We start from the raw sequence: 19,110 nt of genomic DNA, 5'->3' as shown, positions 1-19,110 counted from the left end.
TATACATATTTCTAATATAAGGCGTGATGGCTTTCAAACGAAACCTCGCACCACCCGCGCGAGCACCAAAACGTCCACACCCGTGCAGCCCGCACGCTTTAACACTTTGGCCACTGTGCGCACCGTTGCCCCGGTTGTGTAGACATCATCAATCAACAGCACACGTTTGCCCTTGAGCTGTTCCATCCGCCCAAGCGACAGGGCAAACGCGCCTTGAACATTGCGCGCCCGCGCCAATCGGCCAAGCCGCCCTTGGCTGCGGGTTTTGCGTTTGCGCACCAAAGCCGCCACGTCAACTGGCGTCCCGCTCAGTTTGCCAATCGCCAACGCCAGCAACGCCGCTTGATTGTAACGACGGTGAAACAAGCGCGTCCAATGCAGGGGAACCGGCACAATCACGTCCGCGTCCGCCACCAACGCACGACCCGCTGCCAACATCCACTTGGCATACAGTTCAGTCGCTTCGATGCGATCAGCGTGTTTGAAGGCCAAAATCAAATCGCGCGATGGATCGTCGTACAGCAACGCCGAACGCGCGCGGTCAAACGGCGGCAGTGCGCGTACGCACGCCCCACATAGGGTGCGTTCCGCCACTTCATAGTCAAACGGATGGCCGCACGCCTGGCAGCAGGCCGAACCCAGAAACGTCAGCCGGGTCCAACACGGCGCACACAGGGTCTGGGCCTCGGCCACCTGGGTACCGCATCCCGCACAGGTGGGCGGCAATATAAAATCGATCAGACTGCGAAACGGCCTCAACACGCTGTGATGCATGCGACCCCACAAATATCAACCTATAAGCTAACACTTTAACAGCCCTGCTGGCTGTGGCATATAGGGGTTATGGCAACACCTCCACACATGGCTCTTTTTGAGCGACACGCCGTGCGTCTGCACCGAAACCGCGCCGCCGCGCTGCTGGATGATCACGACTTTTTGTTTGTTGAAGTCGCCGATCGCCTGACCGAGCGTTTAGATGACGTCAAACGCGACTTCCCGCTGGCGCTCGACATTGGCTGTCATGGCGGCGAGGTGGCCAGAAGCTTAACTCAAGGTGACCATCGGCGCGGCAACATTGAAACCTTGATCCAGTGCGATCCCTCCCCCGCCATGGCGCAAAAAGCCGCGAACGGAGAGCACAGCCTCAGCTTTGCCGCCGATGAAGAATTTTTACCCATCAAGCCCGAAAGCTTCGATTTGGTGCTGTCCAACTTGTCGCTGCACTGGGCCAACGATTTGACAGGTGCCCTGGTGCAAATCCGTCAATCGCTCAAACCCGACGGTCTGTTTCTCGCCGCCATGTTGGGCGAAGGCACCTTGCAAGAACTCCGCACTGCATTGATGGCGGCAGAAATTGAAATCGAAATGGGCATGAGCCCGCGTGTGTCGCCCTACGCCACCGTCCAAGACTTGGGCGGATTGCTGCAACGCGCCGGATTCGCCATGCCCGTGGTCGACACCGAAACCATCACCGTCAGTTATCCAGACATTTTTAAGCTGATGCACGACCTGCGTGGCATGGGCGAAACCGGGGCGGTCAGCGGCAGGCGCAAAACCTTCACCCGCAAAGACACCCTGATGCGCGCCGCCGAAATCTACGTCGAAAAGTTTGCCGGCCAAGATGACTGTGGCGAAGGCCGCATTCCCGCCACCTTCGACATCATCTACCTGACCGCCTGGTCACCGCATCCCGACCAGCAAAAGCCCTTGCAACCGGGCAGCGCCCAAACCTCGCTCACTCAAGTTTTGGGCGACGCCTGAGGGGAGCGCCCCTAAACACCCTTGAATCATTCAAAGCTAGTCCTTAGGTTCGCCCTATGAAATTTGAAACACCCCTGATCCCCGGCAAACTGGTGAAACGCTACAAGCGGTTCCTCACCGATGTTGAACTGGCAGATGGAACCATCGTGACGGCGCATTGCGCCAATTCAGGCTCGATGCTGTCGGTCAATGAACCCGGCGCCCCGGTGTGGCTGTCACCTGCCAATGATCCCAAGCGCAAACTGAAATTCACCTGGGAGCTGATCAAAATCGGCGATGCCATGGTCGGCATCAACACCCAGCACCCCAATCGCATCGTCTATGAAGCCATTGAAGCGGGCAAAATTGCTGAGCTGACGGGCTACGCAACGCAGCGCCGCGAAGTCAAGTACGGCAAGAATTCGCGCATCGACGTGTTGTTGGAAAGCCCCGACAAGCCGACCTGTTATGTGGAAGTCAAAAACACCACCATGCGCCGCGATTTAAACCCCGGCGCACCTGCCGAATTTCCCGATTCCGTCACCGCGCGCGGGGCCAAGCATCTGGAAGAGTTGGGCGATATGGTCGAACAAGGCCACCGCGCGGTGATGTTTTACCTGATTCAACGTGACGATGCCGACACCTTCACCGTTGCCGCCAACATTGACCCGGTCTACAGCGAAGGGCTCAAAATCGCCCAAAATCGCGGCGTTGAAGTGGTGGCCTACAGCTGTCGCGTATCGCCGCTTGAAATTGAAATTAAAGGCCCGGCAGAGGTAAAGCTTTGAATTTCGCGAACCCATGCCATAATTGGCCAACCGCTAAAACACACAAAAGAAAAGTTAAGTATGAGCCATTCACGCAGCATTAAGATCCACGACCCCGAAGATTTCGAAGGCATGCGCAAAGCCGGACGCTTGGCGGCCCAGACCATCGACATCGTCACCCCTCATGTGAAGCCCGGCGTTACCACCGATGAGCTCAATGCCATTTGTCACGATTTTATTGTTGCCCACGGCGCTCAGCCCGCACCGTTGAACTATCGCGGCTTTCCAAAATCCATCTGCGCGTCCGTCAACCACGTGGTGTGTCACGGCATTCCCGGTGACAAAAAGCTCCACGATGGTGACATCATCAATCTCGACATCACCACCATTTTGGATGGCTGGTTCGGTGACACGTCGCGCATGTTCACGGTCGGCGAAGTGGCGGTCAAAGCGAAGCGCTTGATCGACATCACCTTTGAGGCCATGTGGGAAGGTATTCGGGTGGTCAAGCCCGGCGCCACCACCGGCGACATCGGCCACGCCATTCAGACCTATGCGGAAAAGCAACGGTGTTCTGTGGTGCGTGATTTTTGCGGCCACGGCCTGGGCCGGGTGTTTCACGACGCGCCCAACATCATGCACTACGGCGAACCCAGCACCGGGATACGCCTTGAAGAGGGCATGTTCTTCACCATCGAACCGATGATCAATCTGGGCAAGTACGATGTGAAGATTTTGGGCGATGGCTGGACGGCCGTCACCAAGGACCGTTCCTTGTCGGCCCAGTTTGAACATTCCATCGGCGTGACGGCGGACGGCTATGAAGTTTTCACCTTGTCACCGGAAGGTCTGGACAAGCCCCCCTATCGTTAGGCACTCTACGGTCAGTGCACTCATGCCTTGAGCGGCACAGCAACACCCTCGCCCGGATTGAGGACTGATGACCGATACGCCGCCCCCCGCTCAAGACACCAAATCGCCCTCGCAACATGCCGGACACCGACAGCGGCTGCGCGAACGCTTCGTCCGGTCCAAGGGCCAAGACCTGGCCGATTATGAACTTATCGAACTGTTGCTGTTCGCCGCCATGCCCCGGCGCGACGTCAAGCCGGTGGCCAAGGCGTTAATCAAACGATTTGGCTCATTTGCCGGCGTGCTGGGCGCGGACTATGCGGAACTGCAAAAAATCGACGGCATCGGCGAAGCCGCAGCAGTGAGCCTGTTGGCGGTGCGCCAAGCGGCGGTACGCTTGCTGCAAACCGATGTCATGCACCAGCCGGTGCTCAGCAACTGGCAGAGCCTCATGGACTATTGCCGCGTGTCCATGGGACCCTGCAAAACCGAACAAGTCCGGGTGCTCTATCTCAATCGCAAAAACGTTCTCATCGCCGACGAATTGCAACAAGAAGGCACCGTCGACCACACCCCCGTCTATCCCCGCGAAGTCATCAAACGGGCCTTAGATCTCAGCGCCAGCGCCCTCATCTTGGTCCACAATCATCCCTCAGGCGACCCCACCCCCAGCCAAGCCGACATCGAAATGACCCGCGAACTGCAAGGTGCCGGAGAAAAACTCGGCATCACACTTCACGACCACGTGGTGGTCAGCAAAAGCGGCAACACCTCGTTTAAAACATTGGGGTTGTTGTGAAGGTGGCATATTGAGGCCCGTCCCTCATGGAGATGATAACGCACGTGAAACCCCACACAAAAAATAAGTTTTATTTTTATTAATTACAAATATAGAGTATAAAAAGAATTATCTACAATCCCAGGGGAGGGAATAAGAATGAAAATTACAAACCTGTTGGTCGGATTCGGCGTGAGTGTTTTTGCCTCGATTTCCGTATTGGTGACGCCCGTTCTCGCACAAAACGACGATATGGATTCGCATGAGCGGGCCGTCTTGAACATTATGGACAAATATGATGTCGACATCGGTTATGACTACATCGCCACCTTGATGCGCTTGCCAAACGCCTTTGGCGAAGGTGCAGCCTGTATCGTGTGCCACAATTCCAACGATGAAAAACACAGCCCGCGCGGACTGAACCTCTCAACGTGCGAAGGAATTTTGAAAGGGGCCACAGAGGCACCAGCCCAAAAGATTGTTGCTCCCGGAGATGGTGATCACAGTTTGATTCGCAGTTTCATTCGCGACAACCGGATGCCGTTCGGCGTTTCGTTCGATGTCCCGACAAACTTGCCCGCAATTTTGGCGGTCAAAAAATGGATTGATGACGGGGCCAAAAACGATAACTTCTTTAAACAAACCGTTTTGCCCTCATTCAAAGATCCTACGGCTTATGGTGGGTCGGCTGCGTGTGTTGAATGCCACATGTCAAACCAAGAACCTCCGAGCTTCCACGAGCTGAATTTGTCCAGTTACGACGGTGTCATGCTGGGTGCAGATGCAATTGCGAAAAAGGCCGAAGGCTTACCTGCGGTAAAAATCGTCATTCCGGGTGATTCAGAAGGCAGCAAACTGTATCAACGACTGGTCAGAAACCGTATGCCTGCGGGTATTGATCCCGGCGAAAACCGTGACCACCCAAACCTTCAAGTCCTTTTGCGGTGGATCAACAAGGGTGCTAAATGCGAATAATGACTGCGCATAACAAAGGGGCCGACAATCATGTCGGCCCCTTTATATTCTTCCGACGATCTGCTTCAATCATTTCCGCCACGGCTTTATTCGGGCTGTGGTGTTTTTTCATGGGGTCATTTGCACAGGCGTCATCTTTGACACTTACGGCAAAATGGCAGACAGACAACACAACCCTGACGCCGATGTCCTATGACGATGGCATCGTGTATGCGAGTGGCGACAACACACTGGAAGCTTGGCGTCTTCAGGACGGTGTGCGCCTTTGGCAAGCAATCCTGCCCAGTCCCGCTCATTTTAGGCCGCGACTGTCTGAAACCCTGGTGATCAGTGCCGGACGCTCCCATTTAAATGCCTGGGACCGCACAACCGGTAGCTTGATTTGGTCTTACAAGAAAAGTGCACAAGTCGCGGTTCCCTACATTTTGCAAGACGCTCTCTTTTTTGGAGATGGACAAGACTTCATCGCCCTCAATCTAACCGATGGGTCAGAGCGGTGGCGCTTTCACATTGAAGGCGGTGCCGAGATTCATTACGGCGCAATTGGCCGCAACGACACCGTGTATCTGGGCGCAGGTGATGGTGTTGTGTACGCGTTTGACGCCCAAACTGGAGCCATTAAATGGTCCTTTGCCAACGGTGCCGACTGGCAGTATTTGCGGCAAATTTACCTCGACGGCGATCTCATTATTGCGGGCGGCTATCACGATGAGGTGCTGGCAATCCAAACCGGCAATAGCGTCCCAGACGACAAACGCATTTCCTGGCGATTTTATGCTGGCAACTTTATCAATTCGCAATTGGTCGCAAACGGAAATGTGTATTTCTGGTCACCGACAGGGTGGATCTATGCCATGAACAATAGGAATGGCAAACACCTGTGGCGTCATAATACGCACCAGTTTAAAGGCAACAGCAAAGATTGGGGCTCCATCATGGCCGAGCTGCAAGCCAAAGACGATCACATCCTCGCTTTGGACATGAAGCGGACTTTGCATGTTTTGTCGCAAAAGACCGGACAAGACACATTTTCGACAGGCCTGACATTTGTACCGCGGCCTTTTGTTTTGCCCATACCCAATTCAAACCATCTGCTTTTTGGAGACCTCAACGGCGGTGTGCTGGTGCATGAGCTTTTGCTTGATAAGGCTTCACCTCAACCCAGCCAATAACACATCAAGCCGTACACCTTTATTGCGTATGGCGCGGATTTGACCAACAAAAAGCGGGCCTGGATATCCTCCAGGCCCGCTTTTATATCAAAGAAACCAAGAAGAGAGTTAACCAAACACCCGCTGGAAAATCACATCCACGCGTTTGGTGTGGTAACTGATGGAATCTTCATCGAGCAAGCGCTTCAGGTCTTTGACATCAAGCGCGGCTTTTAAGTCTTCGTCATGGGACAGGAAATAGAACAAGCGGTTGGCATGTTCCGTAGCGCCTTGTTCAATGGCGTTAAGTTCGGGCGTCGAATCCGGATTGTCCGGATCGATGCCGAAGCTTTTCCACACCAACATGGCGTTGCGCTGAACAATCTTATAAGCCGTTTCGCGCGATACGTTGTTTTGCGTCAAGAACAACAGCACCCGCTGCGCATCGTGGATGCCGCCGAAGTTGTTCAACTGGTTCATCATGTTATCGGGATACACCACCAACTTGGCAACTGTGCCGATCAAACGCTTCAACGCGAAGTTCAAGGTGATTGTGGCATCCGGGCCGATCATACGTTCGACCGACGAATGCGAAATATCGCGTTCATGCCACAAAGCGACGTTTTCCAGCGCCGGCGTCACCGCCATGCGCACGATGCGTGCCATGCCGGTCAAGTTTTCGGTCAAGATGGGGTTGCGTTTGTGCGGCATCGCCGAGCTGCCCTTTTGACCGGGGGCAAAGTATTCCTGAGCTTCGCGCACTTCGGTGCGTTGCAGATGGCGAATTTCGGTGGCGATGTTTTCCATGCTCGACGCAATGATGCCCAACGTGGTGAAAAAATGCGCATGGCGGTCGCGCGGGATCACCTGGGTGGAAATGGGTTCCGGCGTCAGGCCCAATTTTTCAGCGACGTATTCTTCGACAGCCGGATCAATATTGGCAAAGGTGCCGATGGCGCCGGAAATGGCGCAGGTGGCGATGTCTTTGCGCGCCGCTTGCAGGCGTTCTTTGCTGCGCTTGAATTCCGCATAAAAGCGCGCAAACTTGAGCCCCATGGTGGTGGGTTCAGCATGAATGCCGTGGCTGCGCCCGATGCACGCCATGTACTTGGTTTCCTCGGCGCGGACTTTCAGCGCGGCCAACAACTCGTCCAGATTGTCCAACAAGATGTCGGCGGCCTGGGCCATCTGCACGGCCAAGCAGGTGTCGAGCACGTCTGAGCTGGTCATACCCTGGTGCACAAAGCGGCCTTCTTCGCCCACGTGTTCGGCCAATTCGGTCAAAAACGCGATCATGTCGTGCTTGGTTTCCAGCTCGATTTCATCAATCCGGGCGATGCGCGCATCGGTGTAGGGCTTGTTGCCCTTTTCCCACACGGCCTTGGCAGCGGCTTTGGGGATGACCCCCAGCTCAGCCAGCGCGTCACAGGCGTGGGCTTCAATTTCAAACCAAATGCGGAATTTATTGGCAGGTTCCCAGATTTGGGTCATTTCTGGACGCGAATAGCGCGGAATCATGGGCTCAGTCTCCATTTTCTCAGATGGCCCGGATAATACTCATATGTCGGGGAAAGAAAAGCTCTAGATACATATTAAATCCGTATGGAGCGCCTTGCCCCATACCAAACCAGCGCCATCACCTGCAACCCCAGGAGAACCCCGAAGGCCACTTGATAGCCCTCAGACGCATAACCGCCCGACGCCGTCTGCGGCCATAAATCAATGACCGCGCCAATCGCCCACTGATCGACAAACGCCAGCACGAACACCAGCAAATTAAGCCCCGTATTGACCCGCCCCGCCAAGTTGGCCGGAAACACTTGCGACAGCGCCGCATAGGGCAAAATACCCGCCGTGGCGAAAAAACCGAAAGCCATCCAAGCGCTTAAAATAAGGGTTGGATACTCCAACACGAGCTCCGACGCGATGGTGCTCTGCACCACCATAAAGCAGATTATACCAAACACCGCGACCGTCATCGGGCGCACCCCCCACAACCGCTGCAACCGTTCCGCAACCAGTCCCCAAGTGAAAAAACCCGCAACCATCGCCGCCGCAATCCAAAACAAATAGGTGGCCGCCAGCGCGCGATCAAAGCCCGCCACATCACGCAGCCACGGCCCCGACCACAACCCCAGGACCGATGTGAAAATCGCTTGGGACAAAACACACAACGGCGCCACCCGCCAAAACAGCGCGCTGGTGAAGACCGTTTTCACACCCGCCAAAGCATCCCGTAGTTTGGCCTCAGGTTGTCGGTTAGTCCCTTGATCTAATGGACGATGGTCCGGCACGACAAAATACACGCCCGCGGCCGACACCAGCGTCAATCCTGCCAAAATCCAAAACACCCCGCGCCAATCGGTAAAGCCCAATAGCACTTCCACCGGCTGGGTCGCAGCCAATGCGCCCAATCCCCCCGCCATCATCTGAAAGCCGTTCACCAAGGCCAGGCGCTCTTTGGCGAACCACATGACATAGGCCTTAAACGCCGCCATCAAACAGGCCGAAACGCCAAAGCCGATGAGGCCACGCGCCAAGATCAGCATCGGCGTGTTGGGGGCCAGGGCGAACAATGCCGCGCCCAGGGCGGCAAACACCAGCAATGCAGCCTCGATCCGACGCGGACCATAGTGATCTAGCAATATTCCCAACGGAATTTGGAACGCCGCAAAGGTGAAAAAGTACGCCGCCGTGAGCAACCCCAACGTCGACGCATCCAAGCCCATATCGGTGATCAAATCGGGCGCGATGACCGCGTTCACCACCCGGTACAAGTACGACAGGAAATAGCCCAAGGCGAACGGCAAAAACACCCGCAAAGCCAGGGAAATCGTCATCTTCAGGGGTGGGGAGGCCTGTGTATTCATACCTCCATTAGGAGCCATGTGGTGGGGTTGGTCAAGCAGAGCTTCTTGTCGCTAGACATACAGCCAATTGTAAATGCCCAGCAGGTCAATGCATAAAAAAACCACCTGCAAGACAAACAGGCTCATTTCCCGGTGCATCCATCCGGCATAGGTCCACGTCGCAGACGACACCGCAAAAAAGATAAAGCCGATGCCCACGGCGTCGATGTTCAACGCCACAATCAGGGCCCCAATAATACCTGTTGCCGTGCCGATCCATTTAAGGATGGTCAACACCTTTTCGTGATGAGCGACCCATGTCATGCTTTGACCTCAATACATTTAGACCCAACTGGCGACTGTGTAAGGCTTAGCCCTCAAAAATGATAGAGATCTTTTTTAGTGATCCTTACCGGCCTTAAAGTGGAACTGTGCACCGGTTTTGATGCCCGATGGCCAGCGCGATGTGATGGTTTTCAACTTGGTGTAAAAGCGCACCCCTTCCATGCCGTGGATGTGGTGATCGCCAAACAACGAGCGCTTCCAACCGCCAAAGCTGTGATATGCCACCGGCACCGGGATCGGCACGTTGACGCCGACCATGCCCGCTTGAACACGGGCGGTGAAATCGCGCGCCGCATCGCCGTCTTGGGTGAAGATCGCCGTGCCGTTGCCGTATTCGTGATCGTTGACCATGGCCAGCGCGGTTTCGTAATCGGGTGTGCGTACGACCGCCAGCACAGGACCAAAGATTTCATCGGTATAGATGTCCATGTCGGTGGTGACATGGTCGAACAATGTACCACCCAGAAAATAACCGTTTTCATAGCCTTGCAAACGCAAGCCGCGACCATCGACCACCAGCTTTGCCCCTTGGTCGACACCCGACTGGATATAGCCTTCGATGCGCGCTTTCGCTTCCCCTGTCACCACCGGTCCCATTTCTGCCGTCGGGTCCGTGTAAGGGGCCACTTTCAAGGCTTGGATTTTGGGCGACAGTTTGGCGATGAGTTCATCCGCCGTTTCATCACCGACGGCAACCGCGACCGAAATCGCCATGCAGCGTTCGCCCGCCGAGCCATAAGCCGCCCCCATCAGAGCATCGACGGCTTTATCCATGTCCGCATCGGGCATCACCACCATGTGATTTTTCGCCCCGCACAACGCTTGCACGCGTTTGCCGTGCTTGCAGCCCTCAGAATAGATGTATTCACCCACGGCGGTAGAGCCAACGAAGCTGACGGCCTTCACCGTTGGGTTCGATAAAATTTCATCGACCGCTTCTTTGCCACCGTTGATGAGATTCATCACCCCCGCAGGTAGGCCTGCTTCATGCAACAGTTCAACGATTCTCAAGGTCGCGGACGGATCGCGCTCGGACGGCTTCAACACAAACGTATTGCCCACCGCCAAGGCCACCGGGAACATCCACATGGGCACCATGGTGGGAAAGTTAAACGGCGTAATGCCCGCCACCACCCCTAAGGGCTGACGAACGGAATGGGTGTCCACGTTGGTCGCAACCGCTTCGGAAAACTCGCCCTTCAGGACTTGGGGAATCCCGCACACAAACTCCACCACTTCAATGCCGCGGGCCAATTCGCCTTTGGCATCATCCAGGGTCTTGCCGTGTTCACGCGACACCAGTTCGGCGATTTCGTCCGCGTGGGTCAAGAGCAGTTCCCGATACTTGAACATCACCGCCGCGCGTTTGGCCGGGGCCAATGCGGACCAGGCCGGGAATGCCGCATGAGCAGACGCAATCGCGGCCCGGACCTCATCCGCGTTGGCCAACGGCACCTGGGCATGGACTTCCCCGGTGGCCGGATTGAACACGTCTTGAACGTTGCCCGACGCGCCCAAAACGCGTGCGCCGTCGATGTAGTGGGTGAGTTGTTCGGTCATGACTTAAGCCGTTTCCTTGAGGATATCTAACAGGGTGGAAAAAATCTGATCGATTTCAGTTTTGGAAATGATCAAGGGGGGCGACAAGGCGATGGTGTCACCCGTGGTGCGGATCAACAAGCCCTTCTCAAAAGCTTTCAAAAAAACATCAAAAGCGCGTGCCGCCGGTTTGCCTGCGCGCGGGGCCAATTCAATGCCCGCAACCAAACCGATGTTGCGGATGTCGACGACGTGTTGGGCCTCTTTCAAGGCATGAGCGGCGCCTTGCCAATAGGTCTCCAACGCGCCCGCCCGGGCAAACAGGTCTTCTTCCTTGTAAACGGCTTGCGCCGCCAATGCCGCCGCACAGGCCAACGGATGGGCCGAATAGGTGTAGCCGTGAAACAGTTCAATAGCACCTTCGGGGGCACCGTCCACGATGGCTCGGTAAATACCATCACGCGCGAACACCGCCCCCATGGGCACGGTACCGGAATTCAAACCCTTGGCGGTGGTCACCAAATCGGGAACGACTTTAAATTTGTCGACACCAAAGGCGGTGCCCAAACGGCCAAACCCGGTGATCACTTCATCAAAGATCAGCAACACGCCGTGCTTGTCGCAAATGGCGCGCAAACGTTCCAAGTAGCCCTTGGGCGGCACAAACACACCCGCCGAACCCACCACCGGTTCGACAATGACGGCGGCCACGGTGGATGCATCGTGCAGGGTGATGATGGCTTCCAAGTCGTCGGCAATGTCTGCGCCGTGTACTGGCTGACCCTTGGAAAAGGCCGACGTGGCTTTGTCGTAAAAAAACGGCATGTGATCGACACCGGGCAATTGATTGCCGAACTGCTTTTTATTGCCCCCCAACCCGCCGACGCTGATGCCGCCGAAGCCCACACCGTGATAGCCCTTGTCGCGGCCAATGAATTTCACCCGCCCGCCGTTGCCACAGGCCTTGTGATAGGCCAAGGCGATTTTCAGCGCGGTATCGACCGCCTCAGATCCGGAATTGGTGAAAAACACGTGATTGAGATCACCCGCCATAATGTCGGTCAAGCGATTGGCCAGTTCAAACGCAGCCGGATGACCAACTTGAAAGGGCGGCGCATAATCCATTTCTGCGGCTTGGCGTTGGATCGCTTCGGTGATTTTCGCCCGTCCATGCCCGGCGTTGCAGCACCACAGGCCCGACGTGCCATCCAGAATTTGCCGGCCATCCGCGCTGGTGTAATGCATGTCTTTTGCCGCCACCAACATACGGGGGCTGGATTTGAACGCCCGGTTGGCCGTAAACGGCATCCAGTAGGCTTCTAAATCGTTGGGGCTGAACATGTGGGTAACTCCTGAAAACACCGGTGTCATTGGAAGAAGCGAAACGACGACGGTATCAGGGCGAACATCCTTTTAATAATGGTTTCCTTGAAAATCACAACATCTTGAATTTAATAGAATTATGACTATATTTTAGCGATATATTTAACAGTGGATTTTGCCATGTCTCAAGACATCAACATCGGCGCGCGGTTGCGCCAAGTCCGACGCAGCCAGGGCATGTCACAGCGGGACCTGGCAGAGCGTTCAGGCGTCACCAATGCGATGATATCGTTGATCGAAAACAATCGCACCAATCCGTCCGTTGGCATGCTCAAGCGCATCTTGGACGGCGTGCCGTTGTCGCTGTCCAACTTTTTTGCCCTGGCCGACGAAGCCCCGCATCAAGTGTTCTTTCAGGCCGACGAGCTCACGGAAATTGCCGACGGGCGCATTTCTTACCTTCAGGTCGGAACCGGACGAGCGGGGCAAAGCCTGCAAATCTTGCGCGAACGCTATAGCCCCGGCGCGGACACGGGCAAGGCCATGCTGCGCCACGATTCTCAAGAAGGCGGCGTCATCATTCGCGGTCGTCTGGAGGTCACGGTGGGCAAGCAAAAGCGCATTTTGGGACCGGGCGATGCCTATTATTTTGAATCCCGCATTGCGCATCGCTTTCGCAATGTCAGCGACGATGAATGCGAAGTGGTCAGCGCCTGCACCCCGCCCAGCTTTTAAGGGAATAATGATTGCCGTCGACCGGGGCTTGGGTGTTTAATATAATTGACAACAGGAACAAAGGCTCCCCCATGGACAGTGATATCGGCACCCGTCTCAAAGCGCTGCGCACAATGTACGGCCTCTCCCAACGCGAAGTCGCCAAGCGCGCAGGCGTCACCAACAGCACCATTTCGCTGATCGAACAAAGTCGCGTCAGCCCATCTGTGGATTCCTTAAAGAAGGTGCTCAATAGCTTTTCCCTGTCTTTGATCGAATTTTTGACCATGGACATGAATGAAGACGATGACAAAATTTTCTTCGCCAAGGGTGATTTGGTTGAATTTTTTGAGAACGGTGCCCATCTCAAAATCGTCGGCGCAAACCGCAAAGACCGCAAATTGCGGTTTTTGCACGAACGCTACGAGCCGGGTGCACACTCCGGCGCAGACATGCTCACCCACAATTCCGAAGAGGCCGGAATGGTTATTCAAGGCACCATTGAACTGACGGTGGGACAAAACAGCAGAGTTTTGAAAGAGGGGGATTCCTATTACATCAATAACAAAATCCCTCACCGCTTCAAAAACATCGGCAAAGGTGAGGCCGTCATCATCAGCGCCGCCACACCGCCCAGCTTCTAGTCCCCTCCCTTTTTCCGCATCGGTAAACGCTCATGTCCTCACCCTACACCACGCAATCGCTTCAAGCCCGTGCCCAGTCTTTACGTTTGCCGACCAGGCTGTTCATTGATGGCAAGGCCGTTGACGCCGCATCCGGGAAAACCTTTGACTGCATCAACCCCGGCACCGGTCAGGTCATTGCCCAAATCGGCGAAGGCGACCTTGAAGACATCAACTTGGCCGTCGCCGCCGCACGGCGCGCCTTTGAATCGGGCGTGTGGTCCAACATGGCCCCCAAAGAGCGTAAAAAAATCCTCATCCGTCTGGCAGATTTGATGGACCAACACGCTGAAGAGCTGGCGATTTTGGAAACCCTGGATGTGGGCAAGCCCATTGGCGACAGCCTCGCCGTGGACGTGCCGTCGTCCGCAAACTGCATGCGCTGGTACGGGGAAGCCTGCGACAAAGTTTATGACGAAGTTGCTCCATCCGGCCCCAACGCCTTTGGCGCCATCACCCGCGAACCCATCGGCGTGGTCGCCGCCGTGGTGCCGTGGAATTTCCCTTTGTTAATGGCGTGCTGGAAGCTGGGCCCGGCATTGGCTGCGGGCAACTCCGTCGTTCTCAAACCCGCTGAACAGTCGTCGTTGACCGCTTTGCGTCTGGCCGAATTGGCGATGGAAGCCGGACTGCCCGCAGGCGTGCTCAACGTCGTCGCCGGGTTTGGTCCGACGGCGGGGCAAGCGCTGGGGCTGCACATGGATGTGGATTGTTTGGCGTTCACCGGATCGGGCGCTGTCGGCAAACTGTTTTTGCAATATTCCGGTCGCTCCAACATGAAACGGGTGTGGTTGGAATGTGGCGGCAAAACCCCCAACGTCGTGTTTGCCGATTGCCTGGATTTGAAAAAGGCCGCCAAGCACGCCGCCATCGGTATTTTTTATAACCAAGGCGAAGTGTGCACGGCAGCGTCGCGGCTGATTGTCCAAGACACCATCAAGGATGAATTTATCAGCGAAGTCCTCAAAGTCGCCGAAACTTTACAACCGGGCGACCCCATGGACTTGGACACCTCCATGGGTGCACTGGTGGAAGAAAAACACATGGACCGCGTGCTTGATTACATCCAAACGGGCAAGGACGAAGGGGCGAAGCTGCTGTGCGGCGGCGAACGCGTGCTGCTCAACCAAGGCGGCTACTACGTCGCCCCGACCGTGTTTGACAACGTGAAAAATTCCATGCGCATCGCCCAAGAAGAAATCTTTGGCCCGGTGTTGTCCACCATCACCTTTAAGGATGCCGACGAAGCCGTCGCCATTGCCAACGACACCATCTATGGCTTGGCGGCCTGCCTGTGGACCGGCGACGTCAACAAAGCCCTGAAACTGTCCAGGCGCATTCGGGCGGGCAACATGTGGGTCAACTGTTGGGACGGCGGTGACATGACGATGCCGTTTGGCGGTTACAAACAATCCGGAAATGGCCGCGACAAGTCTTTGCATGCACTGGATAAATACACCGAAATCAAAGCCACCTGGATCGATCTCAGTTAGGGTCAAGACCCTAACGCGGCCGAGTTTGTTTTTCCCGATACATGGCCATATCAGCAATGTGGATCAGTTCTTCGATGTCGCGTGCGTCATGGGGATAGAGACTGATGCCGATGCTGATGCCAAGATCGACGCTGCGCCCTCCCACAATCATCGGCGCGCTGAAAAGGTTCCGCAGTTTATCCGCAACGGCGAGGGCTTCTTCAGCAGACTTGATATCTTCCAAGGTCGCCACAAACTCATCGCCGCCAACGCGGGCGATTTGATCGACGCTGCGGATCGCAAGCTTCATGTTTTGTGAAACGGCCATCAACACCTGATCACCATAGGCGTGCCCATGGGTATCGTTGATCGGTTTGAATTTGTTCAGATCCATGAACACCAATGCAACCATCGAACCATGTCGGTCAGCCCGGTCCAGAGCCTCTTTCAAATGGGCGCGGAAAAACTCCCGGTTGGCAAGGCCCGTCAGTCCATCAAAATGAGCAAGATGGCGAATGTGATCCATCTTCATTTTGCTGGTCGTGACATCTCGAACCACGCCGGTAAACTGCACGGCCTCCCCCGCCGCATCGAACAACACGTCCCCGGTCTCACGCAACCACCTTACGGTGCCGTCGGGCCACACCACGCGGTATTCAATATCGTGTGGTTCTTTATCCTCCAGACAAGCTTTTTCCGCAGCTTGAACACGCTGAAGGTCGTCTTTATGTACGGATTGCATAAACAGCTGATAGGACGGCGTCACTTCACCGGGCGTATAGCCAAACATGCGATAAATTTCATCGGACCAGTGCAAGATATCCGGTTTGATCGACCAGTCCCAAGTGCCGATGTTGGCAAAGACCTGACTGCGCCGATACCGCTCCAATTCTTCTTCATGCCTGTCTTTATCTGCAGAAGTGCCTCCCTGAGCTGCCAAGCGGTTGGCGCGCACATATGCGACCCCACGTGTGAAGACAACACCCAGAAATACCCCGATAAAAATCCAAAAAATTTCAGGCCACATGGCTTACCATTGCATACGTTTCGTGCCACTATAGTAGCCACACGTCTTTACCCTTGATAGAGCCATATATGATAAATATGACAATTCATTGTTATACCGTTTTGCTCGACCATCGCCAAGACACTCACTGAAGATCCAAGACCACTTTCACCCCCCTCCGGGAGTTACACGATGTCCACCGATACAAATGTGTTTTCCCCCTTTAAAACGCCCCGCCGGGGCACCTTGTTTTTGGTCATCGGCCCCAGTGGAGTGGGTAAAAACAGCCTTATTTCTGAGGCGCGCGCCAAATCACTGGGCGAAGAGGGCACCGTATTTCCGCGCCTCTACATCACCCAACCCGAAGACATCCAGGGTGATGCTCACATCCCGCTGTCTGCTGAATTGTTTGAAACCATGCTATCGCGCGGCGACATGCTGTTGGAATGGCGGGAACGCAAGCTCCGCTATGGCGTGCCCAAAGCTGTGGCACAACACCTGGAACGCGGACGCAACGTTGTCGTCTCCGTATCACGCACCGTGGTGGACGACGCCCGCACACGCTTCAAGCCGGTCAAGGTTTTGTACATCAATGTTGATGAAAACACGCTAAGCCAACGCCTTAAAGCGCGTGGACGCGAAAGCAATGCAGAGATAAAACTCCACGTTCAGCGCGCCCATGAATATCTCATCAGCGGTGACGACGTTGTGATGATCGACAACAACGGTGAGTTGGCTGATACGCTGTCCTCTTTTCTGGCCACCATCAGGTTATCGCCAGAACGCTAAAACCAGAAGGCTAAAGCGCTTCTTGGTCCAAAGAATAGCCAGCACCGCGCACCGTGCGAATGGGATCGACACCGCCCGCATCCAACAACGCTTTACGTAGACGACGGATGTGAACGTCAACCGTTCGGCTTTCCACATGTACGCCGTTGGACCACACCCGATCCAGCAAGATTTCACGCGAATACACCCGACCCGGACATTCCATCAAAAACTTGAGCAACCGATATTCCGTGGGCCCGAGTTTAACGGTTTTGTCATAAGCGGTGACTTTATGTTGAACGGTGTTGAGTTTGATGTCGCCAAACAACAACATCGAATCATCTGCACTGGGTTGCGAACGCCGCAACAAAGCGCGCACTCGGGCCACCAGTTCACGAGGGGAAAACGGCTTCACCATATAATCGTCCGCGCCAGCATCAAGACCTTGTACGCGGTCCATTTCATCGCCCCGCGCCGTCAGCATCAAAATGGGAAGGCTTTTGACTTCGGGCAATTTGCGAATGCTCTGACACACCTCGATACCCGACATGCCAGGCATCATCCAATCCAAAATCAGCACATCGGGATGGTTCTGTTGAACCTGTTGGAGCGCTTCGTTACCATCCATGGCGACAAGTGTGTCAAACCCGGCGCGTCCCAAATTGTAGGTCAGGACTTCGGATAACGGCGGTTCATCTTCAGCAACGAGAACGGTCGGCATGTGGTGATCCTCTGGCGATACAGCGAACAATAACGTTTTGCGAACCGATAGAAATCGGTAACGCTTACGCCCGACTGTATGGCTGAGGGCTTACGCTTTCATGTCTGTTTTGTTACGAATACGTGACACGTGCTGTAAGCACATTTGGTTCACGCGCCACCTTTGTATGCGGGTAGGCGCACCGTAAACGTGGAACCTTCACCCAATACGCTTTCGATGTGAAAGCGGCCCCGGTGGCGGTTGATGATGTGCTTGACGATGGCCAGCCCCAACCCCGTACCGCCCATGTCCCGCGAGCGACCTTTGTCGATGCGATAAAAGCGCTCCGTCAGGCGGGGGATGTGTTCGGACGCGATGCCGTCACCAAAGTCGCGCACGCCGATTTGCACACCGTGCCCGCCATCGGGCAAGCCATTCTCCGTCGCCTTCACATTCACCTCGACGCGCCCACCATTGCCGCCATATTTCACGGCGTTGACGATGAGGTTATGAAAGACCTGAATCAATTGATCGCGATCTCCGCAGACACACGGCACGACGTCTGGAAGACTGAGCACGATCTCCACATCGGCACGGCGGCCACGCGCCACCAATGTGTCGATAACTTCGCGCAACAGGCCTTTTAAATCCACCTGCCCACGGGGGCGTTCGTGTTCGCGCAATTCAACATTCGTCAACGACAACAGATCGTCGATCATGCGGCTCATGCGTTGCGCTTCGCCTTCCATGATACCTAAAAAACGAATATGTGCGTTCCGGTCTTGAGGGTCGGTCTCTGAGTAGCCCGATTGCATGGTTTCGATAAAACCAATCAACGTCGCCAACGGCGAACGCAATTCGTGACTGACATTAGCGACAAATTCGGAGCGCATGGATTCCGTGCGCTTCATCAAGGTCGTTTCCTGAAATTCCAAAACCGCGTGTGGTGTTTCTAAAGGCACCAAAGACAAACGGGAAATGACCAGCTTGTATTGACGACGGATGGGCACGTCCAGATTGACTTCCAGGCTGCGCGTGCCGCCTTCGCTCAACACTTCATTGAGCATATCAAGGGCGATGGGTTCACGAAAGAACAGCGCTAAATTGCGCCCCACAATCTTGTCACCAAACAGTTCACGGGCTTCTGTATTGACGTGCGAAATGTTCCGGCGCGGTCCAACCACGACAACGGGGCTGTGCAATGCATCAAGTGTACGGGTCAAAATATCGGGATACTTCGAGCGCGGCTGAACGGGTAATACGGCGGGCCCCATAGCTGCCGTCTGCATCGCAACCAGATCAAAGGATGGCGGTTGGGGTTCAACATCCAGACGGGCCAATACAGTCTTCAGCACCCGGACAGTTTTGGCGCGCCATCCGCCCACGTGGGACTGCTCGTCCACATTCGTCACCGCGCGAAGGCCATCGGGGCTGTCCATATTCATGTC

General features: G+C 55.3%; 19 protein-coding genes. 10 read left to right on the top strand and 9 right to left on the bottom strand.

Features of this window, described 5'->3' with window-relative positions:
* Positions 1-33: 33 nt before the first annotated feature.
* On the bottom strand, positions 34-774 hold the full coding sequence (locus BEN30_RS10225; RefSeq protein WP_069958246.1) for a ComF family protein: 741 nt from the start codon (positions 772-774) through the stop codon (positions 34-36).
* Between the two features lie 69 nt (positions 775-843).
* On the opposite strand from BEN30_RS10225, the gene BEN30_RS10220 reads away from it, so the two are divergent.
* The 6 genes from BEN30_RS10220 to BEN30_RS10195 all read left to right on the top strand — a co-directional run bounded on the left by BEN30_RS10220 (position 844) and on the right by BEN30_RS10195 (position 6,284).
* Positions 844-1,761 (top strand): methyltransferase domain-containing protein, encoded by a 918-nt coding sequence (locus tag BEN30_RS10220; protein WP_069958245.1) that lies wholly within the window; start codon positions 844-846, stop codon positions 1,759-1,761.
* A 56-nt stretch (positions 1,762-1,817) separates the two neighbouring features.
* Entirely contained in the window at positions 1,818-2,528 is a 711-nt protein-coding gene (gene sfsA / locus BEN30_RS10215) for a DNA/RNA nuclease SfsA (RefSeq protein ID WP_069958244.1), read from the top strand.
* 60 nt (positions 2,529-2,588) lie between these two features.
* The gene (gene map, locus BEN30_RS10210) at positions 2,589-3,380 is read left to right on the top strand and encodes a type I methionyl aminopeptidase (RefSeq protein WP_069958243.1); all 792 of its coding nucleotides are present in this window, start codon (positions 2,589-2,591) and stop codon (positions 3,378-3,380) included.
* A 67-nt stretch (positions 3,381-3,447) separates the two neighbouring features.
* Positions 3,448-4,158, top strand: coding sequence for a RadC family protein (radC, locus tag BEN30_RS10205; RefSeq protein ID WP_069958242.1), 711 nt, complete (start codon positions 3,448-3,450; stop codon positions 4,156-4,158).
* Positions 4,159-4,296: 138 nt separating this feature from the next.
* Positions 4,297-5,112, top strand: coding sequence for a hypothetical protein (locus BEN30_RS10200; RefSeq protein ID WP_069958241.1), 816 nt, complete (start codon positions 4,297-4,299; stop codon positions 5,110-5,112).
* 110 nt (positions 5,113-5,222) lie between these two features.
* The gene (locus BEN30_RS10195) at positions 5,223-6,284 is read left to right on the top strand and encodes a PQQ-binding-like beta-propeller repeat protein (RefSeq protein ID WP_170827024.1); all 1,062 of its coding nucleotides are present in this window, start codon (positions 5,223-5,225) and stop codon (positions 6,282-6,284) included.
* A 108-nt stretch (positions 6,285-6,392) separates the two neighbouring features.
* Here the strand turns inward: BEN30_RS10195 and purB are convergent, their stop codons facing one another.
* The 5 genes from purB to BEN30_RS10170 form a co-directional block, all read right to left on the bottom strand.
* Positions 6,393-7,781: an adenylosuccinate lyase gene (gene purB / locus BEN30_RS10190; protein ID WP_069958239.1), complete on the bottom strand. Its 1,389-nt coding sequence runs from the start codon at positions 7,779-7,781 to the stop codon at positions 6,393-6,395.
* Between the two features lie 74 nt (positions 7,782-7,855).
* On the bottom strand, positions 7,856-9,133 hold the full coding sequence (locus BEN30_RS10185) for an MFS transporter (protein ID WP_069958238.1): 1,278 nt from the start codon (positions 9,131-9,133) through the stop codon (positions 7,856-7,858).
* Positions 9,134-9,184: 51 nt separating this feature from the next.
* Complete coding sequence (locus BEN30_RS10180; protein WP_069958237.1) at positions 9,185-9,436, bottom strand: hypothetical protein; 252 nt, start codon at positions 9,434-9,436, stop codon at positions 9,185-9,187.
* 75 nt (positions 9,437-9,511) lie between these two features.
* Positions 9,512-11,017, bottom strand: a complete 1,506-nt coding sequence (locus BEN30_RS10175; RefSeq protein ID WP_069958236.1) for a CoA-acylating methylmalonate-semialdehyde dehydrogenase — start codon at positions 11,015-11,017, stop codon at positions 9,512-9,514.
* A gap of 3 nt (positions 11,018-11,020) precedes the next feature.
* The gene (locus BEN30_RS10170; RefSeq protein WP_211563357.1) at positions 11,021-12,337 is read right to left on the bottom strand and encodes an aspartate aminotransferase family protein; all 1,317 of its coding nucleotides are present in this window, start codon (positions 12,335-12,337) and stop codon (positions 11,021-11,023) included.
* 162 nt (positions 12,338-12,499) lie between these two features.
* Between BEN30_RS10170 and BEN30_RS10165 the strand changes: the two genes are divergently transcribed.
* The 3 genes from BEN30_RS10165 (at position 12,500) to BEN30_RS10155 (ending at position 15,209) form a co-directional block, all read left to right on the top strand.
* On the top strand, positions 12,500-13,054 hold the full coding sequence (locus BEN30_RS10165) for a cupin domain-containing protein (RefSeq protein WP_069958276.1): 555 nt from the start codon (positions 12,500-12,502) through the stop codon (positions 13,052-13,054).
* A 71-nt stretch (positions 13,055-13,125) separates the two neighbouring features.
* Positions 13,126-13,677, top strand: coding sequence for a cupin domain-containing protein (locus BEN30_RS10160; RefSeq protein ID WP_069958234.1), 552 nt, complete (start codon positions 13,126-13,128; stop codon positions 13,675-13,677).
* 32 nt (positions 13,678-13,709) lie between these two features.
* The gene (locus tag BEN30_RS10155; protein WP_069958233.1) at positions 13,710-15,209 is read left to right on the top strand and encodes an aldehyde dehydrogenase; all 1,500 of its coding nucleotides are present in this window, start codon (positions 13,710-13,712) and stop codon (positions 15,207-15,209) included.
* A gap of 10 nt (positions 15,210-15,219) precedes the next feature.
* Here the strand turns inward: BEN30_RS10155 and BEN30_RS10150 are convergent, their stop codons facing one another.
* Complete coding sequence (locus BEN30_RS10150) at positions 15,220-16,215, bottom strand: sensor domain-containing diguanylate cyclase (RefSeq protein ID WP_069958232.1); 996 nt, start codon at positions 16,213-16,215, stop codon at positions 15,220-15,222.
* Between the two features lie 171 nt (positions 16,216-16,386).
* On the opposite strand from BEN30_RS10150, the gene phnN reads away from it, so the two are divergent.
* On the top strand, positions 16,387-16,983 hold the full coding sequence (phnN, locus tag BEN30_RS10145; protein WP_069958231.1) for a phosphonate metabolism protein/1,5-bisphosphokinase (PRPP-forming) PhnN: 597 nt from the start codon (positions 16,387-16,389) through the stop codon (positions 16,981-16,983).
* A 10-nt stretch (positions 16,984-16,993) separates the two neighbouring features.
* Here the strand turns inward: phnN and phoB are convergent, their stop codons facing one another.
* The gene (gene phoB / locus BEN30_RS10140; RefSeq protein ID WP_069958230.1) at positions 16,994-17,683 is read right to left on the bottom strand and encodes a phosphate regulon transcriptional regulator PhoB; all 690 of its coding nucleotides are present in this window, start codon (positions 17,681-17,683) and stop codon (positions 16,994-16,996) included.
* A gap of 149 nt (positions 17,684-17,832) precedes the next feature.
* On the bottom strand, positions 17,833-19,107 hold the full coding sequence (locus BEN30_RS10135) for an ATP-binding protein (protein ID WP_084005361.1): 1,275 nt from the start codon (positions 19,105-19,107) through the stop codon (positions 17,833-17,835).
* Between the last annotated feature and the right edge of the window lie 3 nt (positions 19,108-19,110).

It is taken from the genome of Magnetovibrio blakemorei (assembly GCF_001746755.1).
Taxonomy (GTDB): Bacteria; Pseudomonadota; Alphaproteobacteria; order Rhodospirillales; family Magnetovibrionaceae; genus Magnetovibrio; species Magnetovibrio blakemorei.
Note: the sequence above shows the minus strand (reverse complement) of the source record. Positions and strands in the feature narration are given on the sequence as shown.